Here is a 26,784-nt window from a genome sequence, read left to right as displayed (position 1 = left end):
TTCGTTGTTTTCTATTTTAATTCGACAACTGTTACGCCTAGGCCTCCCTCGCCCATGTCACCGTAACGGAAGGTTTTTACACCACGATGCTTCTTCAAGTAATCTTGTACACCTTGGCGAAGTGCTCCTGTCCCCTTACCGTGAATAATTGATACGCGAGGATAGCTTGCAAGCTGGGCATCGTCTAAGTATTTCTCAACGCGCGCCATTGCATTTTCAAATCGTTCACCACGAAGGTCAAGTTCTAATGAAACGTGATAGTCTCTACCTTTTACCGTTGCAACTGCTTTTTTCTCTGTTTGCTTCGGTGTGTTAATGTATTCCATGTTAGATTCTTTTACTTTCATCTTCAGAATACCGATTTGTACGCTCCACTCAGTATCGCTTACTTTTTCAAGTAATTGACCTTTTTGACCGAACGTTAATACTTTTACTTCATCACCTGCACGTAACTGTTGCTTCGGCGCAGTATTTTTCACGTTTACTTTTTGTTTCTTAACAAGCTCTGGTGCTGCGCCTTCTAGACGGCTCTTCGCTTCAATTAACTCGTGATCTTTCACGTTTGCAAGCTGTGCTTTACGCAATTGACGAAGTTCTTGAATAATGCCTTCTGCTTCTTTCTTTGCGGCTTCGACTTTTTCTTCCCCTTCTTTTTGCGCTTTTAATAATCGTTCATCGCGATCTTCGTTAAATTCAATGATTTGACGTTGTAATTCACGATGAAGTTTTTCAGATTGTTTGCGAAGTGCTTCTGCTTCGTTCCAGTCACGCTCTGCGTTCTTCTGGCTTTCTTCTAACTTCGCAATCATATTTTCAATTTTATTCGTATCTGTACTAATGTGGTTGCGTGCTTGGTCAATAACGCGATCAGATAATCCAAGACGTTTCGAAATTTCAAAGGCATTACTACGGCCTGGTACACCGATTAATAATTTATAAGTTGGACTTAATGTATTTACATCAAACTCAACACTCGCATTAATAACTTGCTCACGGTTATATCCGTACGCTTTTAATTCTGGATAATGCGTCGTTGCAACAACGCGAGCACCGCAATTACATACTTCATCTAAAATCGAAATTGCTAGTGCAGCACCTTCTTGTGGGTCTGTTCCAGCACCTAATTCATCGAATAAAACTAAGCTTTCAAAATCAGCTTTTTCTAAAATATCAACGATGTTCACCATATGTGAGGAGAACGTACTTAAACTTTGTTCAATCGATTGCTCATCACCGATATCAGCAAATATATTTTTAAACACACAAATCTCTGACTCATCCATTACTGGAATGTGAAGACCAGATTGCGCCATTAAAACACAAATACCAACTGTTTTCAGCGTAACTGTTTTACCACCTGTATTCGGTCCTGTAATAACAATTGTCGTGAAATCTTTACCTAACATAATGTTATTTGGCACAATAATTTCTGGATCGATTAGCGGATGGCGAGCTTGTCTTAAATCCATATAACGCTCGTTATTTACGATTGGTTTCGTTGCTTTAATTCGCTTTGCATAAAAAGCTTTCGCAAAAATGAAATCAAGATTCGCAACTACTTCTACGTTTGATAAAACGATATCAGCTTCTACTGCCACTTCTTCTGTTAACATCAATAAGATGCGTTCGACTTCTTGTTTCTCTTTCACACGAGCTTCTTGCAGTGCGTTATTTAATTCTACAATGACTTGCGGTTCAATAAATAACGTTTGTCCAGAAGCTGATTGATCGTGAACAATACCACCATATACGCCGCGGTATTCTTGTTTTACTGGGATTACGTAACGTTCGTTACGAATCGTTACAATCAAGTCAGACAGCATCTTTTGCGCGTTTGAAGAGCGCGTCATATTTTCTAACTTTTCACGAATACGGCTTTCCGCAGTACGAATTTGAGTACGAATCCCACGCAGTTTATCACTTGCGCTATCCACTACTTCACCGCCGTCACCGATACAATTTGTAATTTTCTTTTCTAAATCATATAAAGATACAATTTGAGCGACGTGAGTTTCTAAAATCGGAAGCTCAACACCGTTATCAGCCATATCTTCAATGAAACGTTTCATATTACGACTACCATACATCGTATTCGCAATATCAAGTAATTCATTTGGACTTAACATACTCCCAATTTTTGCACGCTTCACATTTGAGCGAATATCCGTAATACCACCTAATGGTGCACTACCTTTTAAACGAATAACTTTCGCTGCTTCATCCGTTGTATCTTGCATTTCTACAATTTCTTCAAAATCAGTGCTCGGCACTAAATGCTTCACTTTGTCACGGCCAAGTGAAGAGGCTGTATGTTCAAGTAATTGTTCTTTTACTTTATTGTATTCTAATACACGCAACGTTCTTTCTAACATGTTGCAGGTCCCCCTTGTGTTACTTATTACGTTTAATATAGTCTAATAAACGTTCAATATCCCATGTGTTAATCACGTTATCTTTTTGAATCCAACCTTTACGTGCTGCTGCTACACCTGTTTCCATATCTTCTAACATTTCAAGTGTATGAGCATCTGTATTAATCGCTACTTTTACACCAGCATCTTGTGCTTGTTTTAATAATTTTGCGCTTAAATCTAGACGGTTCGGATTCGCATTTAATTCTAAAACTGTATTTGTCTCTTTTGCGAGTTCAATTAATAAATCTGTATCTACATCATAACCCTCACGGCGCCCGAGAAGACGTCCTGTCGGATGAGCAATCATTGTGACATGTTTATTCTCAAGTGCAGTACGCAGACGCTTCATGATCGTTTCACGGTCTTGTGAGAAGCTAGAGTGAATCGCTCCAATGACATAGTCTAATTCTTCTAATACTTCATCATCAAAATCAAGCGAGGCATCTGGTAAAATGTCCATTTCAATTCCGCGTAAAATTGTAATGTCTGGATACTTTTCATTCATACGTTCAATTTCTTTCGCTTGCTCACGAAGACACTCTTTCGTTAAACCATTCGCTACTTTTAAGTATTGCGAGTGATCAGTAATCGCCATAAACTTATATCCACGAGCACGGCACGCTTGTACCATTTCTTCAATAGAAAAAGCACCGTCACTCCAAGTTGTATGCATATGTAAATCACCTTGTATATCGGAAAACTGAATTAAGTTCGGATACTCTTTAATTAATTCAATTTCTTTTCCATCTTCACGCACTTCTGGCGGAATAAATGGTAGACCGAAATGAGCAAAGAAGTCTTCTTCAGTCTCAAATGTTTTCACTTCACCTGTTTCTAAGTTCTCTACACCGTACTCACTAATTTTCTCGCCTTTATCTTTTGCGATTTGACGCATTTTCACGTTATGGTCTTTTGATCCTGTGAAATGGTGAAGTGTTGTAATAGACTCTTCTGGTTTTACTAAGCGGAAATCGATTGAAATATCATATTCATATTGAAGACGAACAGAAACTTTCGTATCCCCACTTGCGATTACCTCAATCATATTATCGAATTGTAGTAAATGCTCACGTACCGCTGCTGGTTCTGTCGTTGCAATGATAAAATCTAAATCTTTCACTGTTTCACGAACACGGCGCAAACTACCAGCGCGAGAGAAACGAATTACTTCAGCAATATTCGACAATTTCTCCTCTATTTCCCCGGCAATAGGCAATACCATCGCAATTGGTAAACGCTCTGGACGAGAGCCTACTTGATCGATTGCTTCTAATATTTTCTCTTCTGTCTTCTTACCGAAACCAGCTAAAGCTTGTACTTTATTTTCCTCACAAGCAGCTTTTAACGTCTCCATATCAATAACGCCTAGCTCTTTATATAACTTAGCCACCTTTTTACCACCAAGACCTGGTAGTTTTAATAACGGTAATAAGCTACTCGGTACTTCTTTTTCAAGTTCTTGTAATACTTCAGATGTTCCCGATTCTATATATTCTTGAATAACGGCTGCTGTTCCTTTTCCGATGCCCGGAATCTTTGTGAAGTCTTCAATCTCAGAAAGACTACGATCATCACTTTCTAATGCTGCTGCCGCTTTACGAAATGCAGATATTTTAAATGGATTCGCACCCTTTAGTTCCATAAAAAGCCCGATTGTCTCTAATAATTTGATAACTTGTTTTTTATTTACTTTCATCATTACCCCGCCTTTCTTTCATAGAAAAAAACTTCTCTTTCCGAAAAAAGAGAAGTTATACTCTGCTACCTGTCTGCCATAGTTCCTTCACCTTTTCGGATAGAATCGGTGTATCGTCTACAATTATTTTGCTAATTGATGATTTTTGTAATGGTGTTTGTACTTGTTCAATCGGAAGAATGTTTCCAATGATAATTAAGACAAACAAAACAATATATACTTCTAAAAATCCGAGGATTGCCCCCGCAAACGCATTTACTTGCTTTAAAACCGGTATTTCTGCAAACATATTTAACAAATTACCAAGTAATGAAAGTGCTATTTTTGTAATAATAAACAATATGATAAACGCAAGCGCTTGATAAAATACTGTCTCAATATTATTTGCATCAATCCATTCTGGAACAGATACGTTTTTATCAAATGGATACGGAATAAATTTCGCAAGTGCTGGCGCTAAATCTTTACAGTACCAGTATGCAACAAGGTATGCGATAATAAAGCTTGTTAACTTCACAAGTTGCAGAATAAACCCTCTGCGTAAGCCGAGGAAAAATCCCATAACAAGCAGTAAAATGATAATAATATCAATCATGTTATTCCATTCCTTTTTTTGTCATACTTTCTTTCAATTTCTCATGTTCTTCTTTTAATTTTATGTAATCGTGTATGACGTTTACTGCCGTCAATACCGCTAGTCTACTCGTGTCAAGCGAAGGATTCTTGGCATTGAGTTCGCGCATTTTATCATCCACAATCGCTGCTACCATGCGGATATGACTTGTACTTTCATCGCCAACAACTGAATATTGCTGACCATAGATTTCTACATTAATTCGACTTTTCTTTCCCTTTTGTTGTGACAACTCACCGGCCTCCAATCACGTACAGAATCCTAAAGTTTATCATACCATGAACCTTCATAATATGGAAACAGAAAGAACAATCCGATATGATAAAAATAACAATATAAAAAAAGGGGCGACCATTATGTCAAATTCTATCGTAATTCAAACAAATTCTACAGTAATTGAAGACATGAAACAACAATATAAACATTCGCTTACCCCGAAAATTCCGCAAGGCGGTATCTTTATGGCTAAGGTGCCATCTTGCACGATTACAGCGTATAAATCTGGAAAAGTAATGTTCCAAGGAGGCCGCGCTGAAGCAGAAGCTTCTCGTTGGCAAACTGTCTCTCACGCGCCAAAAACAGCTGTAAAAAAATCTGTCGATTCCCATCGTTATGCGCCGCCTACTTCCATCAGTACAATGTCTATTGTAGGGTCTGATGAAGTTGGTACGGGAGATTTCTTTGGACCGATGACATTCGTTGCTGTATATGTGGATGCGAAGCAAATTCCACTACTAAAAGAACTTGGTGTAAAAGACTCTAAAAACTTAAATGACGATCAAATTACTGCCATTGCGAAACAACTTCTACACGTTGTTCCTTACAGCTCTCTTGTCCTTCATAATGAAAAATATAACGAGCTATTTGATAAAGGAAACAACCAAGGTAAGTTAAAAGCCTTGCTACATAATAAAGCTATTACAAACTTATTAGCGAAAATGGCACCTACAAAACCTGAAGGCGTCTTAATCGATCAATTCACACAACCTGATACATACTATAAATATTTAGCAAAACAAAAACAGGTACAGCGTGAAAATGTTTATTTCGCTACGAAAGGTGAAAGCGTCCATTTAGCAGTAGCCGCTGCTTCTATTTTAGCTCGCTACTCATTCGTAAAACAGTTTGACGAACTAAGTAAAAAAGCTGGTATGCCACTTCCGAAAGGTGCTGGTAAACAAGTTGATATCGCTGCTGCTAAATTAATTCAAAAGCTTGGTAAAGAACGATTACCCGAGTTTGTGAAACTGCATTTCGCTAATACGGAGAAGGCGCTTCGCTTATTAAAATAGTATCGACAAAAACAGGAGCCTACAAACTCCTGTTTTTTGTTTCATCCTACTATTGTCCTTATAGTTTTGTTATAATTATAATATATGGATTATTCTAACATAGGAGGAGATCTACATTGCTACTTCTACAAATGATTCTAAATATTTTACTAGGCGATCCACACGAAAGACAGTTCGAAATTAGAGAAAACATTCAGCTACTAAGTGAACAACCAGCGTTCAACGATTTAATAGAGCGTTATGGTCGATCTTTCTTATTAAACTTTCGGATTCGAAGATTTATTGGGAAACACGATGCACGCTTGTTAATACATAATCCAGCAAAACTACAACACTTCTGTGAAGAACTTGAATGTATGATTAGAAAAAGGAGGTTTTTCATATGAACGCTGTAAAAGTTAAAAAGGTACTATATGCTTTCGTACACCTCGTAGGCCCACTTTCTTACCTCACTATTTCTATCATCTGGGGAGCTTTTTTCACTACTAAATCCACATTCGAAAATATATCTGATAATCTTGGCGTGATGGCCATCTATTACGTGTTCATAAGTTTACTGTGGTTTTTCTATTTAGATCGATTAGACAAAGACATAAATAAGATTACAAAAGAAATTAACGATAATAAGATGTAACACATAACAAAGGAGAGCCCTTAAGACTCTCCTTTGTTATGTTAGCTTCGTTTCTGCTTCTTATTTGATGAAGATACTTTATGAGAACCTGTTTCATGTGTCGTCGTTCCTTGTCCTTCAACTTCTGGAGAACCTAGGCCCGATCTTGAATGATCTTTTTTCACTTTTTTACTCATTTATATTCACCCCTTCGCGTTACTTTTTGCTACGAGGGAATAAACTATACAATATGTAAAATAAAAAGCGAGAGGAAATCCTCTCGCTTTTTTTCATATTTTAGAATTCAGAAGAACCTGGAGTTCTTGGGAATGGAATTACGTCACGGATGTTAGCCATACCAGTGATGTACATTAGGAAGCGCTCGAAACCTAGACCGAATCCAGCGTGTTTTGTACCGCCGTATTTTCTAAGTTCTAAGTACCACCAGTAGTCCTCTTCGTTCATACCTAATTCTTTAATTCTGTCTACTAAAACGTCCATTCTTTCTTCACGTTGGCTTCCGCCGATTAATTCGCCGATGCCAGGAACTAGAAGGTCAGTAGCAGCTACTGTTTTACCGTCTTCATTTAAACGCATGTAGAATGCTTTAATGTCTTTCGGATAGTCAGTTACGAATACAGGGCGTTTGAAGATTTCTTCTGATAAGTATCTTTCGTGCTCTGTTTGTAAGTCAATTCCCCATTCTACTGGGTATTTGAAGTCAGCACCTGATTCTTGAAGCACTTTAATTGCTTCTGTATATGTGATGCGACCGAAGTCAGAGTTGATTACGTTGTTCATGCGCTCTAGAACTGTTTTATCAACGAAGCTGTTGAAGAATTCCATTTCTTCTGGAGCATGCTCTAATACGTATTTCATTGCATATCTCAGCATATCTTCTGTAAGGTTCATTACGTCACCTAGTTCAGCGAATGCAATCTCAGGCTCAACCATCCAGAACTCAGCAGCGTGACGAGTTGTGTTTGAGTTTTCTGCACGAAATGTAGGTCCGAATGTGTATACATCACGGAATGCTAATGCATAAGCTTCAGCGTTCAGCTGTCCACTTACTGTTAAGTTTGTTTCTTTACCGAAGAAGTCTTTTGACTCATCAACTTTTCCGTCTTCACCTTTTGGTAGGTTATTTAAATCTTGCGTTGTTACGCGGAACATTTCGCCAGCACCTTCTGTATCACTACCAGTGATGATTGGTGTGTGGACATGTACGAATCCACGCTCTTGGAAGAATTGGTGAATCGCAAATGCTGCGATAGAACGTACGCGGAACGTTGCAGAGAATGCATTTGTTCTTGGACGTAAGTGAGCGATTGTACGTAAGTATTCAAACGTATGACGCTTCTTTTGAAGTGGGTAATCAGAATCTGATAAGCCCTCGATATCAATTTTTTCTGCTTTAATTTCAAATGGTTGCTTCGCTCCCGGCGTTGCAATTACTTTACCTTCTACTTTAACTGAAGAGCTAAGTGGAAGTTTTGCAATTTCTTTGAAGTTCTCTAATTCTGTATCGAAAACGATTTGAACGCTTTTAAAGAAGCTACCGTCGTTTAATTCGATGAAACCAAATGCTTTTGAATCACGTAAGTTACGAATCCACCCTGATACTTGTACTGTTTGATCTGCATACTTTTCTGTATCTCTATACAGACTTTTTACTAATGTGTTTTCCATAGTGAAATTCTCCTTTGCTCATATATTTAAATACAAAAAAACCTTTCATCCATAAAGGGACGAAAGGTTAAACTTCGCGGTACCACCCAATTTGTCATAAAGACCAACTTTAACTCGTATGTAATACATACTTCCCGGTTTGTAACAGGCCGGATTCCCGTCTAAGTCTACTCTTGAATACAAAATTCAATTTCGGTTAGCAACTCCAAGGTGTTCTTCACATATACCGCCTCATCAGGCTCTCACCGTCCCTGACTCGCTTTGGATTATAGTATATACTACTTTTCCTTATCATCGTCTTTCATTTTGTTAAACTAAAATTAATGTACTACATTCGAGAGAAAGATGCAAGGTGTCGGAAAATATATGAGCGATTTTTGTAATATATCGACTTACCGACAGCGTCCGACAACCAATCCAATAAAAAAATTGCCGGAATGAATCCGGCAATTTTCTAATTACTTACGTAACTCCGCACCGAATTTCTCTTCTACCGTTGTTAATACACGGTTATGTGCTTCTGTTACTTCTTCGTCTGTTAATGTACGTTCTGCATCGAAGTAAGTCATAGAGAATGCAAGTGATTTCTTGCCTTCTTCCATTTTTTCACCTTCGTATAAGTCGAATAGTGTTACGTCTTTCAGAAGTTCTCCGCCAGCTTCAGCAATGACTTGCTTCATTTCACCAGCTTTTGTTTCTTTTGTTACTACAACAGCCATGTCACGTGTCATAGATGGGAAACGTGGAATTGCTGAGTAGTAAGTTTCCTCAGCGTCTGCACCGAATACTTTTACAAGAGATAATTCAAATACGAATGTATTTTTCACATCTAATTGTTTTTCTGCTTCTGGGTGCAATTGACCGATGAAACCAATTACTTCGCCATCTAATACGATGTCAGCTGTACGGCCTGGGTGCATACCTTCACGTTTTGCTGGTGCATATGTGATTTGATTTGAAACGCCAAGCACGTCGAATAGTCCTTCTAGTACACCTTTCACAACGAAGAAGTCTACTACTTTCTTCTCACCTTGCCATGCATGGTGAAGAGCAAGCCCTGTCATAACACCTGCAAGATGTTGTTCTTCTTTCGGAAGTTCTCCTTCTTCTGTCGGTAAGAAGATAGAACCTACTTCGTATAAAGCAACGCTGTCGTTTTTACGAGCGACATTGTATGAAACTGCTTCTAGTAATTGCGGTACTAAGCTTAAACGAAGTTGGCTACGTTCTTCACTCATTGGAAGTGCAAGACCTACAGGCGCCTTTTCGTTTGGCTCAACCATATATTGTTTCGCTTTGTCAGCGCTTGTTAATGAATACGTAATTGCTTCATATAAACCAGCACCCTCTAAGAAGCGGCGTACTTTACGACGTTTCGTTTGTGCTGATGTTAATTTACCACGAGTCATCGTTCCAGAAGGTAATGTAACTGGAATGTGGTCATAACCGTATAGACGGCCCACTTCTTCTACTAAGTCTTCTGAAATTGTAATATCAGGACGACGTGCTGGTACATTTACATGGAATGTTCCTTCTACTTCTGTAAATGGGAATTTCAAGTTTGTGAACATTGTACCCATTTCACTCGCAGAAATATTTGTACCTAATACACGGTTTACTTTTTCAGCAGTAACAGATACTGTACGCTCTTGTACTTGTAAGTTGTCAGCTTCTACTACACCTTCAAGTGCTTCACCGCCAGCATATTTCGCCATTAAAGCAGCTGCGTGTTGAATTGCTTCAAATGTACGTGTTGGATCGATTCCTTTTTCGAAACGTGCACTTGATTCACTACGAAGACCTAAGTCTTTTGATGTACGACGTACTGTTTGACCTGCAAAGTATGCAGACTCAATTAGAACGTTTACTGTCTCATTTGTAACTTCAGAATCCGCCCCGCCCATTACACCAGCAACAGCTAAAGCTTTCGTGCCGTTTGTAATTACAAGATGGTGGCTTTGTAATGTACGCTCTTGATCATCTAACGTTTCAATTTTTTCGCCTTCTTTTGCAAGACGAACAACGATTTCTTTTGAACCTAATTTATCGTAATCGAATGCATGTAACGGTTGACCGTATTCCATTAAAATGTAGTTTGTAATATCAACTACGTTGCTAATTGGACGAATGCCAGCTGCCATAAGACGAGTTTGCATCCACATTGGTGACGGACCAATCTTTACGTTTTTAACCATTTTTGCAATGTATAATGGGTTTTCTTCTTTCGCTTCTACGCTTACAGAAATATAATCAGAAGTTTTTTCTGCTGTTTCTTGTAAGTCGATAGCTGGAAGTTTTACTTCGCGGCCATAAATAGCAGCTACTTCGTAAGCAACACCTAACATGTTTAAGCAATCTGCACGGTTTGGTGTTAAGCCAAGCTCAAGTACTTCATCGTGTAAGTTTAAAATTTCAAGTGCATCTGCACCAACTTCAGCGTCACTTGGGAAGATGAAGATACCATCTGCGTATTCTTTTGAAACTAACTTTCCATCAATACCAAGCTCTTGAAGAGCACAAACCATACCGTGAGAAGCTTCACCGCGTAGTTTTGCTTTTTTGATTTTGAAGTTACCAGGAAGTACAGCTCCAACTTTTGCAACTGGTACTTTTAAACCTTTTGCAATGTTAGCAGCTCCACAAATAATTTGAACTGGCTCTTCTTCACCGATATCGATTAAGCATTTGCTTAATTTATCAGCTTCTGGGTGTTTTTCACATTCTAATACGTGACCAACTACAACACCTTTTACACCTTTATTTAATACTTCAACGCCTTCTACTTCAATACCACTTTTCGTGATTTTGTCTGCTAGTTCTTGTGCTGTTACATCTTTAATATCTACATACTCTTGTAACCAACGATATGATACGAACATATTTATCCTCTCCTTCCCTTACGCTCGTTTGAATTGTTGTAAGAAACGTACATCATTTGTATAGAAATGACGAATGTCATCTACTCCGTATTTCAACATTGCGATACGCTCTGCGCCCATACCGAATGCGAAACCTTGATATTCTTTTGAATCATAACCAGCCATTTCAAGTACGTTCGGGTGAACCATACCTGCGCCTAGAATTTCAATCCAGCCAGTTCCTTTACAAGTGCCGCAACCTTTGCCATGACACATCATACAAGAAATATCCATCTCTACAGATGGCTCTGTGAATGGGAAGAAACTTGGACGAAGACGGATTTCACGATCTTCACCGAACATCTTTTTCACGAATACTTGCAGTGTACCTTTTAAGTCACTCATACGAATGTTTTTATCAATTACAAGACCTTCAATTTGCATGAACTGATGTGAATGCGTCGCATCGTCGTCATCACGGCGATACACTTTACCAGGACAAATAATTTTGATTGGGCCTTTTTCTTTATTATTTTCCATCGTACGTGCTTGCACAGAAGATGTATGTGTACGTAGTAACGTTTCTTCTGTAATGTAGAATGTATCTTGCATATCACGCGCTGGGTGATCTTTCGGTAAGTTTAGTGCTTCGAAGTTGTAGTAGTCTTTTTCTACTTCTGTTCCTTCAGCTACTTCATAACCCATACCGATGAATACATCTTCAATTTGCTCAACAACAGCTGTTAACGGATGGTGACAACCTGTTTCAACAGGACGACCTGGCAGTGTAACATCGATTGTTTCAGTAGCTAATTTCGCTTCGATTACTGCTTTTTCTAAGTTACTAATTTTGTCATCTAAACGCGTTTGAATCGCTTCACGCACTTCATTTACTAATGCTCCCATACGTGGACGCTCTTCTGCTGACAATTTTCCCATGCCGCGTAATACTTCTGTAATTGGGCCTTTTTTTCCTAAATACGCTACGCGTACGTCGTTTAAGCCCTTTAGCTCTTTCGCTTCTTCAATAAGCTCTAACGCTTTTTGCTTTAGCTCTTTTAAACGTGCTTCCATTTTGGAACCCTCCTAATTTTAAAAATAAAAAAACCTCGCTCCCAAAAAGGGACGAGGTAAATTCGCGGTACCACCCTAAATTGACAGAACAAGTCTGCCCACTCATTAGTTATAACGATCAATTCTGACCGGAACGCCTTTACATATACATGGTCCTGGCGTCAACTCCAGAGGTGAATTCACTTCCGTCTACCATAAGAATGCTTTCAGTCTACGGCACTCTCTCCCTATATGGCGATTTTGTAAGTTACTCTTCTCTATCAACGTTTTTCGTTATTTAACTTTTAATATAATGTACTTCAACTTATTATAAGAAGTTTTTTATTTGTTCGCAACCGGGCTTTGCAAATAATACGTTAAAATCCCTGCTGCAACCGCAACATTTAATGATTCTGCCCCGCCGTAAATCGGAATATACAAGTTTTGATCCGTTTTTGCAAGAATTTCTTGGCGTACGCCATTTCCTTCATTTCCTACAATTAATGCAAAACTGCCAGCCGGCGTTACTTCACCATACGGAACTCCATTTTCAAGAGCTGTTCCATATACAGGAACGTTGTTTTCTTTTAACTTTTCTACCCATTCTTCTAAGTTCCCTTTTACAATTGGTAAGTGGAAAATAGAGCCTTGTGTAGAGCGGAGTACTTTACTATTGTAAACATCAACACAACCTTCTCCAAGCACAACGGCGTGAATACCAGCTGCATCAGCTGTACGAATAATTGTTCCTAAATTACCTGGGTCTTGCAGGCCATCTAATAAAAGGAATTTCCCATCAGTAAGAGCTACTTCTTTCTCATGCTTCTCACAAACAGCAAATACACCTTGTGTCGTTTCTGTTTCACGAAGTATTTTGACAATCGCCTCAGGTACGATATACATTTCCACATCATTAACTGTCCAATCTTTCGGAAGGTCTGTCTGATCTGAAACGATAAGTTCTGTTACAATTCCTGCCTTCAAAGCTTCCTCGACTAAGTGGAATCCTTCTACAAAAAATAAACCTTTTTTATCGCGTTCTTTTTTCGTTTGCAGCTTTTTCCACTGCTTTACACGCGGATTTTGTACTGAATCAATGTTTTTCATAATATGTATTTCCCTCTCTTCTTGTCTTATCATTATAGCCTATTTTTCATACATATTTACATAAAAAAGAACAAAAACTAACGTCAGTTTCAATTCTGAAGAAGAGGTGAAAGCAATGAGTTTTAATTTACGCGGTGCCGTATTAGCGAATGTATCTGGAAATTCACAAGATCAATTACAAGAAACAATCGTCGATGCAATTCAAAGCGGTGAAGAAAAAATGCTTCCAGGTCTTGGCGTTTTATTTGAAGTCATTTGGAAAAACGCTGATGAAAATGAAAAGCACGAAATGTTAGAAACACTAGAGCAAGGATTAAAAAAATAAGCAATTTGAAAATCACCTTTGCATAAGCTAAGGTGATTTTTTTGCAGAAAAATTTTTTCTTCTCCTAAACATTTCTACTTTACTAACGAACTATGATGGAGTACAATGTTCAAAATACATTTAAACCGATCGATTTTTCTTCATATACACCATAAGATAAAAGGAGTGAATGTTTTATGCACCGTATTACGCTTGAACAAATTTTTAAACACCACATTACACAAAAATACGTAAACCGTTCTGGAATGGTCCACGCGATCGCTGTCGCTTACCATGCTTTTCACCTAGCCAAAAAGCATCACGCCTCAGTCGATGCTGCCACAAAAGCTGGCTTCCTTCATGATATCGGACATCATACGTGGTACACAGGCGGTGAATGGGATTATGACTTATATAAAAAGAATGATATACACGCAATTAAAGGTGCTGAAAGAGCACATAAATTACTTATTAGATTAGGAGAACATCCAAAACTAGCAAAAGAAATTTCTATTGCAATTCTTCTTCATACAGATTCTTTCTTAGTGGAACAAGAAATTGAAAGAACATCTCTTCAAAATATTATTAAATGGGCAGACGAAGCAGATGAAGAACCGGGCGGAGCGCATCATTATCGAACAATTTCTTATGAAAAAGCACTTAAAGCAATTCAGCAATTAGATCGATTGGTAGAGCGTGAATTGCAAATAGAGCAAGCAAAATTGAATAACAAGATAGAACATAGTTATCAATGAGAAAGAGGCATCACTACAGGGTGATACCTCTTTTACTATTTTATGGAAAATACACCTTTATATGTAATATTTAAATATTACGCCTGAAAACAAAATGCCTTATAATTAAATATACAAATATAAAGAGGTGATTCTACATATGCAACCCGCTACACAACTTTCTAATGAACAGAAATACTCTATGTCATGGGGACAATTTATTAGCTCCGTTGTATTCGCTTTTTTCGGAACCGGACTTATTACTGTGTTCCTCGCAATGCCCTTAACAATTTATACAGCCGGTCTTACAGATAAAAAACAAATTGCCCTGTATGAATCTATCGTAAATACTGCAAGTATTGTATTACAGCTAGCCGTGTTGTTATTCTTCATTTTTAAATTCGAACCCGCAAAAAAATTACTACTACAATCATTTAACTTTAAAGCACTGAGAGAATGGCGTACATACGTATACTTACTTCTTTTCTTCGCTATAAACATTTTACTCAATTACATCTTGTTAAATTATGTGTTCCAAGACGCAACAAAGCAGCAATCTTCCGCACTAAACTTAGATGTCTTTAAGCAGTATCAAATATTATTACTTCTCGGCTTTGCAATACTCACACCAATTTTTGAAGAGCTTATTTTCCGTGGCTTTATACTTCGCTTTTTCTCAGAACGCTTTCCATTTTGGATTGCAGCGATTATAACAAGCTTCTTCTTCGGTATCGCTCATACATACTCACTTGGCGTAATGGTCATTACTTTCTTCATGGGATTATTAATGGCTATTTTATGTAAAAAAACAAAATCCATTATTCCAGCTATGTTATTTCATATTATGAATAATTTGTTGGCATTCTTGAATTAGAAAGAGGTATCCTCACGATACCTCTTTTATTAATTCGTATGATCACTTCTCATCTCTATCAATTTATACATATTTATTAATAATATCCAAAATAAACTTCATGTAGTAAAATATAACTTAATTCATATAAAGGAGTTTACATATGTTCAGTGTTATTTGGATGCTTTTCACGCCACTTCTCTTACTATGCGGGATTGCTGGTGGTATTTTTTTAATAGTAACAGGAATTAAATATCGGAAATTACTCGTTGGTTTAATGGGGCTACTTAGCCTATCCTTTGTCACACTACCTTTTGTTTTTTTAAGTATAGGAATTAATATGGATACAATCTTCCCCATTCCAACTGCTCTTTACTGGACCCTATTTTCTTTAACTGGATTATTAGCAGGGATAAGTGGATTCCAAGCAAAAATTAAAAGTATACGTAATATGGGATTCATTATTTTTACCATTGGAATATTAGGGGTTATCTTCTGGGTACTCATGTCTGTAGGTGTTTGATTCTATATATAACTTTTTTCGAAACCCACAAATCGGAGGTAATACAGAAATGTTCGGAATATTAATTTGGATGATTTTAGCTTTTACTTTAATGTTATGCGAATTCATCGTCGGCATTTTTTTAATTATTGCTGGTATGAAATGTCGTAAATCATTTACTATTATAGCTGGTTTAATTAGCATATCTCTTATCGTTGTTCCTATCATTTGTATAGGTTGTGGAATAGACTTAGAGGGGATGATTCCAATTTCAGGAACTTTATATTGGGGTCTCTTCTCTTTAGCTGGACTATTAGCTATTATAAGCGGCAGACAAATATCAAGTATTCGTGCTATGGGAACAATTTTGTTTATAACAGGGCTGTGCTCCGTAGCTGGTTACCAGCTTTTATATTTAACTGCATAAAGAACACAAAAAAGCAGGGAATTTAATTCCCTGCTTTTCTATTTGGTTTATTGCCTGATGGTAAGAAGAACGATAACACCCAAGCGATACCTGCTAGTATCGTTGCGATTAAGAAGGCATCGTTAATACCGTTAATTGCAGATAGCTTTGAAATTTGTCCATATAATAGTTGTGTGCTCATCGCGTCTCCTGCTTGAGCTGATCCAGCTAAGGCCGCTAAACTTTGCCCCATGCCGTGTATTTTATCAACTAAAATTGGGTTTGATGTTGTTAACATGTTGCCGTAATCTGCTACGTGAGCAGTCGTTTGTTGCGTCATAAGTGTAATTAAAATCGCTGTTCCGATTGAACCCGCTACTTGTCTTGACGTATTTTGCGTTGCTGTACCGTGAGAAATTAATTTCATCGGCAGCGCGTTCATACCAGCCGTCATAATTGGCATCATAATGAATGACATACCAATTGAACGTATAATATAATCCGTCATAATAACGCTATACGGTGTATCCATCGATAATTTTGTAAATTCATATGTCGCATACGTCGTAATTGCCAATCCAATTATCGCTAATGGACGAATGCCATATTTATCGAATAATTTACCCGCTACTGGTCCCATGATCCCCATAATTAATGATCCTGGAAGAAGTAGTAAACCAGATTCAATTGGCGTAAAGCCACGAATGTTTTGCAGATATACTGGAAGCAATAACATACCTCCGAATAATGCCATCGTAACGATTGCGTTAATTACTAAAGTGAAAGTAAATACTGGATATTTAAATACTTGTAAATCAAGCATTTTATTGTCCGTTGTTAACTCTCTCCAAATAAATAACGCTAAACCAATTACACCAATGATAAGTGAAATAACAACTTCTGCACTAGTCCAACTATTATTTCCAGCTTCACTAAATCCGTACAATAAGCTTCCTAGTCCAATACTTGAACTAACCACACCGAATATATCTAATTTCGTTTTAGACACTGGCTGAGCTAGTGTAAAGAATTTTAAAGATAGGAACGTAATAATTAAACCGATAATAAACATCGCATAGAACATTAAGTTCCAGCTGTAATTTTCAATTACCCAACCTGTTACAGTTGGTCCGATAGCTGGTGCTAAAATCATTGCTACACCTAGTAATCCCATCGCCGCTCCGCGTTTATGAGGCGGGAATAACGTCATGAAGATATTCATACCAACCGGCATTAAAATACCCGCACCAACTGCTTGAATTACGCGACCTGTCATCATCATTGTAAAGTTTCCTGAAGTAGCACAAATGATAGATCCTACCGTAAAGAATAACATTGCTGCTACGAATAATTTACGATACGTAAATCGTGAAACTAAAAATGCACTAATCGGTACTAAAATACCATTTACAAGCATGAAGCCTGTAATTAACCATTGTGCTGTTGAAGTTGATACGTTAAATTCATTCATTAACGGAGGTAATGCAACGTTAATAATTGTTTGGTTTAAAATAGAAACGAACATGCCGAGAATTAATACAGCTACAACTGCTTTTACGTTCACATTCTCTACAGGCGTAGACATTTGTTTTTTCGGCACTTCTTTTTCTTGTTTTACTTCTTCTTGCTTTCCTGTTTCTAACTCAACTACATTAGAAATTTCCGATTCTTGCTTTCGTTCAATTTCTTTCTCTTCTGTTTCAACTTTACTTATTTCTATTTTACTTACGGCTGGGACTTGTTCTTCTCCCATTTTCGTTTTTTTCTTTCGTAAAAGACGATTTACAAGGAAGAAGACGATTATACAAAATAGTGCATATCCTGCAATTACAATTGAGGACATCTCATCTCCCCCTTACTTATGAATACGAACTGTCACATTCATGCCAGGAACAATATTTACTGATTTGCTATGATCTAAAGAAATTTTAACTGGTACTACTTGTGTTACTTTCGTATAGTTCGCTGTTGCGTTGCTTGATGGCAACATAGAGAATGTATTCGCTGTTGTTAAGCCAACTTGTTCTACTTTTCCTGTTAACGTTGTATCTGGGTATGCATCTACATACACATCTACATCTTGACCTTTTTGAACATCATCAACATCTGTTTCTTCAATGTTTGCTGTTACCCATAAATTGTTCATATCGAATGCGTAAGCAATCGGGCTACCAGCTCCAACGAAAGCATTTGTTGTTGCGTTTGATTGTACAACCGTTGCATTTTGTGGAATGGTTACATCTACTGTTTGTTCTCCATTAGCTGCCGCTACAGTAACAGTGCCTAGTTTATCGTTCTCATTATAATTTTTTCCTACTTCAGCTTTCCAGTCAGTTAGTTTACCTGCCACTGGTGAAGCAACCGGAATTACCTTCCCATCAATCTTTGCATTGTCTGTTTTTAAGTAATTTTCCGTTTGGTTGTAATAGTAATAACCGCCAATACCGCCGCCAACTAGTACAATTAATGTGATAATGTTGATAATTACCATTCTTCGAAACTGATTCATTGCATTCCTCTCCTTATATCGCATATAATTTTTTTCTAAACTATTTATGTCCTTATTGTTTAGATTGTTTAATTGTTAATTATATTAACCTTTTAACAAAAAAATCACACCATCTGCAGCGTAAATCGAAATTTATCTACCTGCGAGCGGTGCTGATTTCTGAAGGACTATCGTTTATAATTATAAATAATTATTTTGAATCTACAACCGACAATTTACGTATGAAATGTCGCTTAAACAACAATATAATACCAATATGTTGTTTAAGTATAGAAAATTAAACGAGGAGAAGAAAAATGTCTATTAAAAATACAAATGATCCACGTGTAAAGCGAACGAGACAACTCATTCAGGATGCTTTTGTCGCTTTAGTAGGCGAAAAAGGCTTTGAAAATGTAACTGTGCAACATATCGCAGAACGCGCTCCTGTAAATCGCGCTACATTTTATAGCCATTACCATGATAAATATGACCTATTAGACAAAAGTATTGAAGAAATGTTAGAGAAGCTAGCAGAAGTAATTAAACCGAAAAATAGAAATAAAGAAGATTTTCAACTTACATTTGATTCACCTCACCCTACATTTTTAGCTTTATTCGAACATATCGCAGAAAATGTAAACTTTTATAACGTTATGCTTGGGGATAAAGCTGCCGGAAACTACTCTTATAAAATGATGAAAACAATACAAGTGCATTTAACATTAAGCTTGTCTATTTCACAACCAGATGATGAAGATCTTATGGTTCCTCGTGATATTTTGATTAGTTATGTTACAGGGGCTCACATCGGAATGATTATGTCATGGTTAAAAAGAGGAATGATATATACTCCGCATTTTATGGCGATGCAATTAACTCGTTTAATTATTTTAGGCGCTCATACTGCAGCAGGATTAGAACGGCCTTTTTAAAACATAAAAAAGCGAAGGAGAATCTCCTTCGCTTTTTCTATTAATTAAATGTAATGTTATGTACAGCCTCTTTATCAAGACGTTTAATAACTTCTACAATTAACTTCACTGCATTTTCATAATCATCACGGTGTAACATTGCCGCATGAGAATGGATATAGCGCGTTGCAATTGTAATTGCCATAGAAGGAATACCATTTACAGCAATGTGAATCGCACCCGCATCCGTTCCTCCGCCCGCTACTGAATCATATTGATACGGGATTTGTAATTCATCAGCAACATCAACTACGAAATCACGTAAACCTGTATGTCCAATAACAGAAGCATCATATAAAATGATTTGTGGTCCATCGCCCATTTTACTTTGCGCTTCTTTTGACGTTACACCCGGTGTATCTCCAGCGATACCAACATCTACTGCGAACGCGATATCTGGTTTAATATAATTCGCAGATGTTTTTGCGCCACGAAGACCAACTTCTTCTTGTACAGTTCCAACGCCGTATACAACGTTTGGATGCTTTTCATCTTTTAATTGTTTTAATACGTCAATTGCAATTGCACAACCAATTCGGTTATCCCATGCTTTTGCAAGTAACATTTTTTCATTCTTCATCACTTGGAATTCAAAGTAAGGTACAACTTGATCTCCTGGTCGTACGCCCCACTCCATTGCTTCTTCTTGGCTAGAAGCACCGATATCGATGAACATGTCTTTAATTTCAACTGGCTTTTTACGAGCTTCTGGAGGTAAAATGTGCGGTGGTTTTGAACCAATTACACCTGTTACATCTCCTTTACGCGTTACAATCGTCACGCGTTGCGCAAGCATAACTTGTGACCACCAGCCACCAACCGTTTGGAAGCGAAGGAAACCTTTGTCATCGATTTGTGTAATCATAAATCCAACTTCATCCAAATGACCTGCAACCATAATTTTTGGGCCGTTTTCTTCCCCTACTTTTTTTGCAACTAAACTCCCTAAATTATCAGTAGAAAGTTCGTCCGCAAACGGCTCGATATATTTCTTCATTACTTCACGTGGTTCACGTTCGTTACCAGCAATACCACGTGCGTCCGTTAATTCTTTTAGCATTGTCAATGTCGCGTCTAATTTTGTCATTGCCAACACCCTCCTTTTTCTTCAGTCAATTCATTATACAATAATTAAATTGAAATATTCAAAAATTAAATTAGTATCCTTGTGTTTGACGCTGATGATTTACTTCATTTTTATCTAAATATGCTTTTTCAATCTCTTCTTGCTCAAATTCAAGTGCTTGTCCAAGTCGAAGATAGCTCGTAAATAATTCAATATAGTTTGTAATAGATGGTTGATCTGTAAAACGAATTACTTTCGCATATGTGTCTAAGAAAATTTCCACTTGTGTTTTATTCGTTTGTGCACATTTATAGAATAGGAAGTTTTTATCAATACCTAAATCAATTCCGATTGATAAAATAAAATGCAAACCATCTACGTATTCTTCTAATATTACTTCACGTTCCGAAGCTGGTTTGTTGCTCCAATATTTAAAACAACGTGTTTCATTTGCAAGTTCTCCAATTTCTACAAGAAGAGCTAACATTTTTTCTTTTAACAATTTTTTCGGTTGTAAGTCATGTTCTTTTGCAATACGGTCATCTAATTCTTTTTGTAATTTAAATAGTTGTAGTAAGTCCATTCTATTGTCCTCCTCCAACATCGCATTTTACGCAACAATGTTGTTTCATCTCAAAGTTCATTATTATGTTTCAGTTCTTATGAATAAGTCAGCTATCTAACTCTTTATAAAATAGCTTGTCCTTAATTTACAAATACGTTTCAGTCATCGCTCTTAAATTGTTCATCTGATGAAAGTTCCATATCATCTTTCCATTATAGCAGTGTCGTTTCGGCTAGGAAAGATACTCTTCTTTCCAAACGAGCAGAATTGAAAAAAGCCAGGAGTATTCTCCTGACTTCATATGTATATTCTTCTATACTGCTATAACTTTTATATTGATTTTGTCATATTGATAACGACATAGTCGTTAATCTTTAGAATTTCTTTCACTTCTAACTTCTATTTGAATACAAATAAAAAAACCTTAGAAGAAAATTCTTCTAAGGTTTCAACTAATTAATTAGTTAATGTTGTTTTTTGCAACTGTTGCTAATTCAGCGAAAGCTTTTTCGTCATGAACAGCTAAGTCAGCAAGCATCTTGCGGTTAACTTCGATGCCAGCATTTTTAAGACCGTGCATTAAGCGGCTGTAAGAAAGACCATTCATACGAGCTGCTGCGTTGATACGTGTAATCCATAATTTACGGAAGTCACGTTTCTTTTGACGGCGGTCACGGAATGCATACATTAGAGATTTCATAACCTGTTGGTTAGCAACCTTGAATAATGTATTTTTTGAACCGTAGTAACCTTTTGCTAATTTAATTACTTTTTTACGACGTTGACGAGTAACTGTACCACCTTTTACTCTTGGCATAATATTACCTCCTAATTGTTCTATATATCAGCCGAACTTATTTTAAGTTGTCAAGCATTTGACGAATGCGTTTGAAGTCACCAGCGCTTACTACACCAGCTTTACGTAGTTTACGTTTAGCTTTTGTAGATTTGTTAGCGAATAAATGGCTTGTGTAAGCGTGAGAACGTTTCAGTTTACCTGATCCAGTCTTTTTGAAACGCTTTGCAGCGCCGCGATGAGTTTTTTGTTTAGGCATAGGTATTTCCTCCTCTATCTATTACTTATCGTTTTTCGGTGCTAAAACTAAGAACATACTGCGTCCTTCCATTTTAGGCTTAGATTCAACTGTACTAACTTCAGCACAAGCTTCTGAGAAGCGATCTAAAACACGTTGACCGATTTCTTTATGAGTAATGGCACGTCCTTTAAAGCGAATTGACGCTTTAACCTTGTCGCCTTTCTCTAAAAACTTGATAGCATTACGAAGTTTTGTGTTAAAGTCGTGTTCATCAATTGTTGGACTTAAACGAACTTCTTTCATGCTAATTACTTTTTGATTTTTGCGCTGCTCTTTTTCTTTCTTCTGTTGCTCAAAGCGGAATTTACCGTAGTCCATAATGCGGCATACTGGCGGTTTCGCATTTGGAGCAACTAATACTAAATCAAGATTAAGATTTGCAGCTAAGTCTAAAGCGTCATTACGAGACTTGATTCCAAGTTGATCGCCATTTGCGCCAACTAAACGTACTTCACGTGCACGAATTTGCTCGTTAATCATCATATCCTTGCTAATAGTAAGCCACCTCCAAGGTTTTCTCTGAACATATTTTGTAGTCATAGAACCCGAACAAAAAAAGTGCGGGCATACGACACCCACACTTGTAAAATCTTAAGTAAGAAATACATTTACCTGTTAACTGCGAATGCGTCCATCAGGTGAGAAGCGGGTGCTTCTACTTGTTCCACAAAACAATATTCTATTATCCTTGATGAGTTTATCATAGGACATGACGTCTGTCAAGAAGACGCGATGTGTTTTACTAACAACAAGAAATATTGTAACAAACAACTAACATACTTGCAATACTTTTTTATGATAAGTGTCACATGGTTATTTTTTCTAATTTCTCTCGAATATATTACATAAAAAAGCCGCGGTATACCGCGGCTTTTTCTTATCGTTTTCCTTCTACTTTAATCATGTCAACAAAAGCATCTAATGCGATTGTTTCTGATTTTTGTTCACCATATTTACGTACGTTTACGCCGTTTTCAGTTACTTCATTGTCACCTACTACAAGCATGTACGGAATTTTTTGCATTTGTGCTTCACGGATTTTGTAACCGATCTTCTCTTCACGAGTGTCTAATTCAACACGGATACCAGCACGACGCAATTCGTCTTGTACTTTTTTCGCATAGTCTAAATGTACTTGCGGAGAAACTGGAATTACTTGTACTTGAACTGGAGCTAACCATGTTGGGAATGCACCTTTGTATTCTTCAATTAAGAAGGCTACAAAACGTTCCATAGTTGATACAACACCACGGTGAATTACAACTGGACGATGTTGTTTACCGTCTTCACCAACGTATGATAATTCAAAGCGTTCTGGAAGTAAGAAGTCTAATTGTACAGTTGAAAGTGTTTCGTCTTTTCCAAGAGCAGTACGAACTTGAACATCAAGTTTTGGACCGTAGAATGCCGCTTCACCTTCAGCTTCATAGTAATCAAGACCCATTTCATCCATAGCTTCTTTTAACATACCTTGTGCTTTTTCCCACATCTCATCATCCGCATAATACTTTTTAGTATCTGCTGGGTCGCGGTAAGATAGACGGAATGAGTAGTTCTCTAAACCGAAATCTTTGTACACTTCTAGAGTTAAGTTTACAACACGTTTTAACTCTTCTTTAATTTGATCTGGACGAACGAAAATGTGCGCATCGTTTAAAGTCATTCCGCGTACACGTTGTAATCCAGATAACGCACCTGACATTTCATAACGGTGCATTGTTCCAAGTTCTGCAATACGGATTGGTAATTCACGGTAGCTGTGAATATCATTTTTATAAACCATCATATGATGAGGACAGTTCATTGGACGAAGAACTAATTCTTCGTTATCCATTTCCATTGATGGGAACATGCCATCACGGTAGTGGTTCCAGTGACCAGAAGTTTCATAAAGCTCTCTGCTTCCTAGTACTGGAGTATATACGTGATCATAGCCTAAGCTTGCTTCTTTATCAACGATGTAACGCTCGATAATGCGGCGGATTGTTGCACCTTTTGGTAACCAAAGTGGTAAACCTTGTCCTACTTTTTGGCTATTAGTAAATAGTTTTAATTCTTTACCTAATTTACGGTGATCGCGCTCTTTCGCTTCTTCAAGCATACGTAAGTGCTCATCTAATTCTGCTTTCTTAACGAATGCAGTACCGTAAATACGTTGTAGCATTTTATTATTGCTATCACCGCGCCAGTAAGCACCTGCAACGCTTAATAATTTAAACACTTTAATTTTCCCTGTAGATGGAAGGTGAACACCACGACAAAGGTCGAAGAATTCGCCTTGCTCATAGATTGAAATAACTGCATCTTCTGGAAGATCGTTAATTAAATCTAATTTTAACTCATCGCCGATTTCTTCAAAGCGACGAATTGCTTCTGCACGTGGTACTTCATGACGAACGATTTCTAAGTTCTCGTTCACGATTTTTTGCATTTCTTTTTCGATTTTCTTGAAGTCTTCAACTGTAATTGCTTCTTCCATATCAATATCGTAGTAGAAGCCATTTTCAATTACTGGACCAATGCCAAGCTCAACCTTAACATCTTTATATAAACGTTTTAACGCTTGTGCTAAAAGGTGGGCTGTTGAATGGCGTAAAATATATAGGCCATCTTCAGAATCTAATGTAATGATAGAAACTGCACCATCTTCTTCGATTGGTGTAACAAGATCGATCATCTCATCGTTTAATTTTCCAGCTACAGCTTTTTTCTTTAAGCCTGGGCTAATAGAAGCTGCGATTTCTTCAGTTGTTACGCCTTTTGGAAACTCCTTCACAGCTCCATCAGGGAAAGTAATTTTAACTACATCTGCCATCACTGGTCACTCCTCTTTTTCTCAAAATAAAAAACACTCACCCCGTAAAAAGGGACGAGTGTTGAATTCGTGGTTCCACCCTTGTTCCAATTAACATAATTGTTAATTGCTCAAGTTCAACATAACGGTGTTGTCCGTTAGCAATTACTAGAAAAACCGTTCACTGCTAAAGTTTAGAGGTGGTAAGTAATAATCCCGTACTAGGAAGCTCACACCCTAAGGCTTCCCTCTCTGAAAATCGTAGATAACTACTCATGTCCTCATCATGACATTTCAATATATTTCATTTATGTAGGTAATTATATGCTCAAAAACTTAGAAAATCAAGGGCGTTACCTTTATTTTTTAAATTTTTCACATTGCGCTCAAAATCATGTAATCCATGTAATTGGACCCGTTCTTGGAACACATTTCGCAAAGTAATAATCATATTATGGTCTTGTTCTTTCGTATATAAATAAATCTTTTTAGGCGAAATAGAAAGAAGCGGCGCAATTACTTTCGTATCAATATATACATCATTTTGCTTTAATAATTCCTCATCTATATATTGGACCAACTTCTCCTGTTTTAAACGTCTACCTTTATCATCATAAAAGATAAAGCTTTCATCAAAAATAAGATGCACGCAAGACAAACGTGATTTACGGCTACTTACTTGTTGCCGAAGCGTCTCAATGAACATTTGGTATTCTTGCTCCATCTTATATTCATCAATTGCCACTTCCGCAAGTTTAGCCACCATTTCCCTATATGTACGAAGACGAAAACGGATATATGATGAAAACGAGAATGAGAGCGGATCACAAAGCCAATTATTTAAAGAAGACTTAATATATGACTCAAATGCGTTACGCGTTAAATCCTGAGCTACACCTTTTCTTCTTCCCTTTAAAATCTCATGTGCCATATGCAATATTTGATGACACTCTTCTTGTTCTTCATAAAAAAACTTTTCTTTTAAAATCGTATAAATCCACTCATTTTGTTTCACATTCACAATGAAATACACCATTACTGGCAATAAGATTTTTTCAATATAATTCGATTCACGTACTGGTATGTGAATCACCACTTTTTGTTCCTGTAAATACACACTCGTTTCCTTATATAACACTTCCGCTCTTTTCAGCAATTGTCTATATACGTGCATAGCATCATTTTTTTCTTCGAAGCAAATTTCAATCACTTTTGTCCCCCCTTTTATCCCCGCTCTAAAGGACTGTATCTATACGTTACAAATCCTATAAGAGTCCGTCCCGCGTGAAGTTCACTCTTAGTAGAATCACATTTCCTATCGTTAGAAAATCCACTCAATATGGCTTGCTAATTTTATATATATTAAGGGAGGGAGAAAAAAATGATACAAGCTACTATGAATTTTTATTGTATACTTTACTTATCAATAAAAGGGGGTATCTGAATGTTTGAATATAAATTCGTAAAAGTCGAATTACATTGGGGGTTCACTCGCTCAAAACCAGCTGAAGACTACCAAGAAATTATTCAAGAACATGCTAGAGATGGCTGGAGGTTCGTACAGATTGTTGCCCCTACGATTGGCAGTTCTGGACAACCTGAATATTTCGACCTCATATTTGAAAAGAAAATATCACTATAATAC

At 37.2% G+C, this 26,784-nt stretch carries 28 protein-coding genes and 4 other annotated features; of the genes, 10 read left to right on the top strand and 18 right to left on the bottom strand.

Going from position 1 to position 26,784, the window contains the following annotated elements; translation table 11 throughout:
- Window positions 1-11: 11 nt before the first annotated feature.
- Genes MR169_RS03485 through zapA form a run of 4 tightly spaced genes read right to left on the bottom strand, consistent with a single transcriptional unit; the run spans window position 12 to window position 4,976 of the window.
- The gene (locus MR169_RS03485) at window positions 12-2,372 is read right to left on the bottom strand and encodes an endonuclease MutS2 (protein WP_242318895.1); all 2,361 of its coding nucleotides are present in this window, start codon (window positions 2,370-2,372) and stop codon (window positions 12-14) included.
- Window positions 2,373-2,391: 19 nt separating this feature from the next.
- Window positions 2,392-4,110: a DNA polymerase/3'-5' exonuclease PolX gene (polX, locus tag MR169_RS03480; RefSeq protein WP_242318894.1), complete on the bottom strand. Its 1,719-nt coding sequence runs from the start codon at window positions 4,108-4,110 to the stop codon at window positions 2,392-2,394.
- A 55-nt stretch (window positions 4,111-4,165) separates the two neighbouring features.
- Window positions 4,166-4,705, bottom strand: coding sequence for a CvpA family protein (locus MR169_RS03475; protein ID WP_000565412.1), 540 nt, complete (start codon window positions 4,703-4,705; stop codon window positions 4,166-4,168).
- 1 nt (window position 4,706) lies between these two features.
- Complete coding sequence (gene zapA / locus MR169_RS03470; protein WP_000082701.1) at window positions 4,707-4,976, bottom strand: cell division protein ZapA; 270 nt, start codon at window positions 4,974-4,976, stop codon at window positions 4,707-4,709.
- Between the two features lie 124 nt (window positions 4,977-5,100).
- On the opposite strand from zapA, the gene rnhC reads away from it, so the two are divergent.
- From rnhC to MR169_RS03455, 3 genes are all read left to right on the top strand, one after another.
- Window positions 5,101-6,036: a ribonuclease HIII gene (gene rnhC / locus MR169_RS03465; RefSeq protein WP_242318893.1), complete on the top strand. Its 936-nt coding sequence runs from the start codon at window positions 5,101-5,103 to the stop codon at window positions 6,034-6,036.
- 116 nt (window positions 6,037-6,152) lie between these two features.
- Window positions 6,153-6,422 carry a hypothetical protein gene (locus MR169_RS03460; RefSeq protein WP_000925537.1) on the top strand — a complete coding sequence of 90 codons (270 nt, stop codon included), beginning with the start codon at window positions 6,153-6,155 and terminating at the stop codon, window positions 6,420-6,422.
- Entirely contained in the window at window positions 6,419-6,670 is a 252-nt protein-coding gene (locus tag MR169_RS03455; RefSeq protein WP_000994758.1) for a hypothetical protein, read from the top strand. The genes MR169_RS03460 and MR169_RS03455 overlap by 4 nt, the downstream gene beginning before the upstream one ends.
- A 41-nt stretch (window positions 6,671-6,711) precedes the next feature.
- Here MR169_RS03455 and MR169_RS03450 read toward each other — a convergent pair whose 3' ends face one another.
- The 5 genes from MR169_RS03450 to MR169_RS03430 all read right to left on the bottom strand — a co-directional run bounded on the left by MR169_RS03450 (window position 6,712) and on the right by MR169_RS03430 (window position 13,389).
- A complete protein-coding gene (locus MR169_RS03450; protein WP_000039590.1) occupies window positions 6,712-6,846 on the bottom strand; it encodes a YuzL family protein in 135 nt (44 codons plus the stop codon).
- A 100-nt stretch (window positions 6,847-6,946) separates the two neighbouring features.
- On the bottom strand, window positions 6,947-8,338 hold the full coding sequence (gene asnS / locus MR169_RS03445) for an asparagine--tRNA ligase (RefSeq protein WP_242318892.1): 1,392 nt from the start codon (window positions 8,336-8,338) through the stop codon (window positions 6,947-6,949).
- Window positions 8,339-8,390: 52 nt separating this feature from the next.
- Window positions 8,391-8,642 (bottom strand) — a binding site (T-box leader).
- Window positions 8,643-8,796: 154 nt separating this feature from the next.
- Window positions 8,797-11,217, bottom strand: coding sequence for a phenylalanine--tRNA ligase subunit beta (gene pheT / locus MR169_RS03440; protein WP_000498191.1), 2,421 nt, complete (start codon window positions 11,215-11,217; stop codon window positions 8,797-8,799).
- A gap of 18 nt (window positions 11,218-11,235) precedes the next feature.
- Entirely contained in the window at window positions 11,236-12,270 is a 1,035-nt protein-coding gene (pheS, locus tag MR169_RS03435; protein ID WP_000388219.1) for a phenylalanine--tRNA ligase subunit alpha, read from the bottom strand.
- A 44-nt stretch (window positions 12,271-12,314) separates the two neighbouring features.
- Window positions 12,315-12,543 (bottom strand) — a binding site (T-box leader).
- 48 nt (window positions 12,544-12,591) lie between these two features.
- A complete protein-coding gene (locus MR169_RS03430; RefSeq protein ID WP_016118700.1) occupies window positions 12,592-13,389 on the bottom strand; it encodes a TrmH family RNA methyltransferase in 798 nt (265 codons plus the stop codon).
- Window positions 13,390-13,471: 82 nt separating this feature from the next.
- On the opposite strand from MR169_RS03430, the gene sspI reads away from it, so the two are divergent.
- The 5 genes from sspI to MR169_RS03405 all read left to right on the top strand — a co-directional run bounded on the left by sspI (window position 13,472) and on the right by MR169_RS03405 (window position 16,176).
- A complete protein-coding gene (gene sspI, locus MR169_RS03425; RefSeq protein ID WP_000009509.1) occupies window positions 13,472-13,681 on the top strand; it encodes a small acid-soluble spore protein SspI in 210 nt (69 codons plus the stop codon).
- Window positions 13,682-13,857: 176 nt separating this feature from the next.
- Complete coding sequence (locus MR169_RS03420) at window positions 13,858-14,415, top strand: HD domain-containing protein (RefSeq protein WP_016118701.1); 558 nt, start codon at window positions 13,858-13,860, stop codon at window positions 14,413-14,415.
- 139 nt (window positions 14,416-14,554) lie between these two features.
- Window positions 14,555-15,268: a CPBP family intramembrane glutamic endopeptidase gene (locus MR169_RS03415; RefSeq protein WP_001182122.1), complete on the top strand. Its 714-nt coding sequence runs from the start codon at window positions 14,555-14,557 to the stop codon at window positions 15,266-15,268.
- A 142-nt stretch (window positions 15,269-15,410) separates the two neighbouring features.
- Window positions 15,411-15,770: a hypothetical protein gene (locus tag MR169_RS03410; RefSeq protein ID WP_016118702.1), complete on the top strand. Its 360-nt coding sequence runs from the start codon at window positions 15,411-15,413 to the stop codon at window positions 15,768-15,770.
- Window positions 15,771-15,819: 49 nt separating this feature from the next.
- The gene (locus tag MR169_RS03405; RefSeq protein WP_242318891.1) at window positions 15,820-16,176 is read left to right on the top strand and encodes an ammonia permease; all 357 of its coding nucleotides are present in this window, start codon (window positions 15,820-15,822) and stop codon (window positions 16,174-16,176) included.
- A gap of 22 nt (window positions 16,177-16,198) precedes the next feature.
- Here the strand turns inward: MR169_RS03405 and MR169_RS03400 are convergent, their stop codons facing one another.
- Window positions 16,199-17,998 carry a DHA2 family efflux MFS transporter permease subunit gene (locus tag MR169_RS03400; protein ID WP_000095271.1) on the bottom strand — a complete coding sequence of 600 codons (1,800 nt, stop codon included), beginning with the start codon at window positions 17,996-17,998 and terminating at the stop codon, window positions 16,199-16,201.
- Window positions 17,999-18,010: 12 nt separating this feature from the next.
- Window positions 18,011-18,664, bottom strand: a complete 654-nt coding sequence (locus MR169_RS03395; protein WP_001071419.1) for an HlyD family secretion protein — start codon at window positions 18,662-18,664, stop codon at window positions 18,011-18,013.
- Window positions 18,665-18,960: 296 nt separating this feature from the next.
- On the opposite strand from MR169_RS03395, the gene MR169_RS03390 reads away from it, so the two are divergent.
- Window positions 18,961-19,578 carry a TetR/AcrR family transcriptional regulator gene (locus MR169_RS03390; RefSeq protein WP_000023661.1) on the top strand — a complete coding sequence of 206 codons (618 nt, stop codon included), beginning with the start codon at window positions 18,961-18,963 and terminating at the stop codon, window positions 19,576-19,578.
- A 40-nt stretch (window positions 19,579-19,618) separates the two neighbouring features.
- On the opposite strand, the gene MR169_RS03385 is transcribed toward MR169_RS03390, so the two are convergent.
- From MR169_RS03385 to ytxC, 7 genes are all read right to left on the bottom strand, one after another.
- Window positions 19,619-20,704, bottom strand: coding sequence for a M42 family metallopeptidase (locus MR169_RS03385; protein ID WP_000163555.1), 1,086 nt, complete (start codon window positions 20,702-20,704; stop codon window positions 19,619-19,621).
- A 70-nt stretch (window positions 20,705-20,774) separates the two neighbouring features.
- Window positions 20,775-21,266, bottom strand: a complete 492-nt coding sequence (locus MR169_RS03380; protein ID WP_000365050.1) for a dUTP diphosphatase — start codon at window positions 21,264-21,266, stop codon at window positions 20,775-20,777.
- Window positions 21,267-21,708: 442 nt separating this feature from the next.
- Window positions 21,709-22,065: a 50S ribosomal protein L20 gene (gene rplT / locus MR169_RS03375; RefSeq protein ID WP_001138362.1), complete on the bottom strand. Its 357-nt coding sequence runs from the start codon at window positions 22,063-22,065 to the stop codon at window positions 21,709-21,711.
- A gap of 37 nt (window positions 22,066-22,102) precedes the next feature.
- On the bottom strand, window positions 22,103-22,303 hold the full coding sequence (gene rpmI, locus MR169_RS03370) for a 50S ribosomal protein L35 (protein ID WP_001125945.1): 201 nt from the start codon (window positions 22,301-22,303) through the stop codon (window positions 22,103-22,105).
- A 21-nt stretch (window positions 22,304-22,324) separates the two neighbouring features.
- Window positions 22,325-22,828 carry a translation initiation factor IF-3 gene (gene infC / locus MR169_RS03365; RefSeq protein ID WP_000973215.1) on the bottom strand — a complete coding sequence of 168 codons (504 nt, stop codon included), beginning with the start codon at window positions 22,826-22,828 and terminating at the stop codon, window positions 22,325-22,327.
- Between the two features lie 63 nt (window positions 22,829-22,891).
- Window positions 22,892-23,012: a sequence feature (ribosomal protein L20 leader region), on the bottom strand.
- Between the two features lie 210 nt (window positions 23,013-23,222).
- Entirely contained in the window at window positions 23,223-25,160 is a 1,938-nt protein-coding gene (gene thrS, locus MR169_RS03360; protein WP_000786083.1) for a threonine--tRNA ligase, read from the bottom strand.
- Between the two features lie 47 nt (window positions 25,161-25,207).
- Window positions 25,208-25,436, bottom strand: a binding site (T-box leader).
- A gap of 31 nt (window positions 25,437-25,467) precedes the next feature.
- The gene (ytxC, locus tag MR169_RS03355; RefSeq protein WP_000569629.1) at window positions 25,468-26,349 is read right to left on the bottom strand and encodes a putative sporulation protein YtxC; all 882 of its coding nucleotides are present in this window, start codon (window positions 26,347-26,349) and stop codon (window positions 25,468-25,470) included.
- A 234-nt stretch (window positions 26,350-26,583) separates the two neighbouring features.
- On the opposite strand from ytxC, the gene MR169_RS03350 reads away from it, so the two are divergent.
- A complete protein-coding gene (locus MR169_RS03350) occupies window positions 26,584-26,781 on the top strand; it encodes a DUF4177 domain-containing protein (protein ID WP_000464457.1) in 198 nt (65 codons plus the stop codon).
- Window positions 26,782-26,784: the final 3 nt, after the last annotated feature.

This window comes from Bacillus cereus group sp. BfR-BA-01349 (assembly GCF_022663795.1).
Taxonomy (GTDB): Bacteria; Bacillota; Bacilli; order Bacillales; family Bacillaceae_G; genus Bacillus_A; species Bacillus_A cereus.
Note: the sequence above shows the minus strand (reverse complement) of the source record. Positions and strands in the feature narration are given on the sequence as shown.

Bases quoted from the DNA above. Each gene is read 5' to 3' on its own strand.
- MR169_RS03420 (WP_016118701.1), top strand. From the start codon at position 13,858: ATGCACCGTATTACGCTTGAACAAATTTTTAAACACCACATTACACAA.
- MR169_RS03350 (WP_000464457.1), top strand. From the start codon at position 26,584: ATGTTTGAATATAAATTCGTAAAAGTCGAATTACATTGGGGGTTCACT.
- MR169_RS03405 (WP_242318891.1), top strand. From the start codon at position 15,820: ATGTTCGGAATATTAATTTGGATGATTTTAGCTTTTACTTTAATGTTA.
- MR169_RS03430 (WP_016118700.1), bottom strand. From the start codon at position 13,389: ATGATAAGACAAGAAGAGAGGGAAATACATATTATGAAAAACATTGAT.
- MR169_RS03395 (WP_001071419.1), bottom strand. From the start codon at position 18,664: ATGAATCAGTTTCGAAGAATGGTAATTATCAACATTATCACATTAATT.
- MR169_RS03475 (WP_000565412.1), bottom strand. From the start codon at position 4,705: ATGATTGATATTATTATCATTTTACTGCTTGTTATGGGATTTTTCCTC.
- rpmI (WP_001125945.1), bottom strand. From the start codon at position 22,303: ATGCCTAAACAAAAAACTCATCGCGGCGCTGCAAAGCGTTTCAAAAAG.
- pheT (WP_000498191.1), bottom strand. From the start codon at position 11,217: ATGTTCGTATCATATCGTTGGTTACAAGAGTATGTAGATATTAAAGAT.
- MR169_RS03380 (WP_000365050.1), bottom strand. From the start codon at position 21,266: ATGGACTTACTACAACTATTTAAATTACAAAAAGAATTAGATGACCGT.
- MR169_RS03415 (WP_001182122.1), top strand. From the start codon at position 14,555: ATGCAACCCGCTACACAACTTTCTAATGAACAGAAATACTCTATGTCA.
- MR169_RS03410 (WP_016118702.1), top strand. From the start codon at position 15,411: ATGTTCAGTGTTATTTGGATGCTTTTCACGCCACTTCTCTTACTATGC.
- rnhC (WP_242318893.1), top strand. From the start codon at position 5,101: ATGTCAAATTCTATCGTAATTCAAACAAATTCTACAGTAATTGAAGAC.
- MR169_RS03485 (WP_242318895.1), bottom strand. From the start codon at position 2,372: ATGTTAGAAAGAACGTTGCGTGTATTAGAATACAATAAAGTAAAAGAA.
- thrS (WP_000786083.1), bottom strand. From the start codon at position 25,160: ATGGCAGATGTAGTTAAAATTACTTTCCCTGATGGAGCTGTGAAGGAG.
- MR169_RS03390 (WP_000023661.1), top strand. From the start codon at position 18,961: ATGTCTATTAAAAATACAAATGATCCACGTGTAAAGCGAACGAGACAA.
- rplT (WP_001138362.1), bottom strand. From the start codon at position 22,065: ATGCCAAGAGTAAAAGGTGGTACAGTTACTCGTCAACGTCGTAAAAAA.
- MR169_RS03450 (WP_000039590.1), bottom strand. From the start codon at position 6,846: ATGAGTAAAAAAGTGAAAAAAGATCATTCAAGATCGGGCCTAGGTTCT.
- pheS (WP_000388219.1), bottom strand. From the start codon at position 12,270: ATGGAAGCACGTTTAAAAGAGCTAAAGCAAAAAGCGTTAGAGCTTATT.
- polX (WP_242318894.1), bottom strand. From the start codon at position 4,110: ATGAAAGTAAATAAAAAACAAGTTATCAAATTATTAGAGACAATCGGG.
- sspI (WP_000009509.1), top strand. From the start codon at position 13,472: ATGAGTTTTAATTTACGCGGTGCCGTATTAGCGAATGTATCTGGAAAT.
- MR169_RS03385 (WP_000163555.1), bottom strand. From the start codon at position 20,704: ATGACAAAATTAGACGCGACATTGACAATGCTAAAAGAATTAACGGAC.
- MR169_RS03400 (WP_000095271.1), bottom strand. From the start codon at position 17,998: ATGTCCTCAATTGTAATTGCAGGATATGCACTATTTTGTATAATCGTC.
- asnS (WP_242318892.1), bottom strand. From the start codon at position 8,338: ATGGAAAACACATTAGTAAAAAGTCTGTATAGAGATACAGAAAAGTAT.
- MR169_RS03455 (WP_000994758.1), top strand. From the start codon at position 6,419: ATGAACGCTGTAAAAGTTAAAAAGGTACTATATGCTTTCGTACACCTC.
- infC (WP_000973215.1), bottom strand. From the start codon at position 22,828: ATGATGATTAACGAGCAAATTCGTGCACGTGAAGTACGTTTAGTTGGC.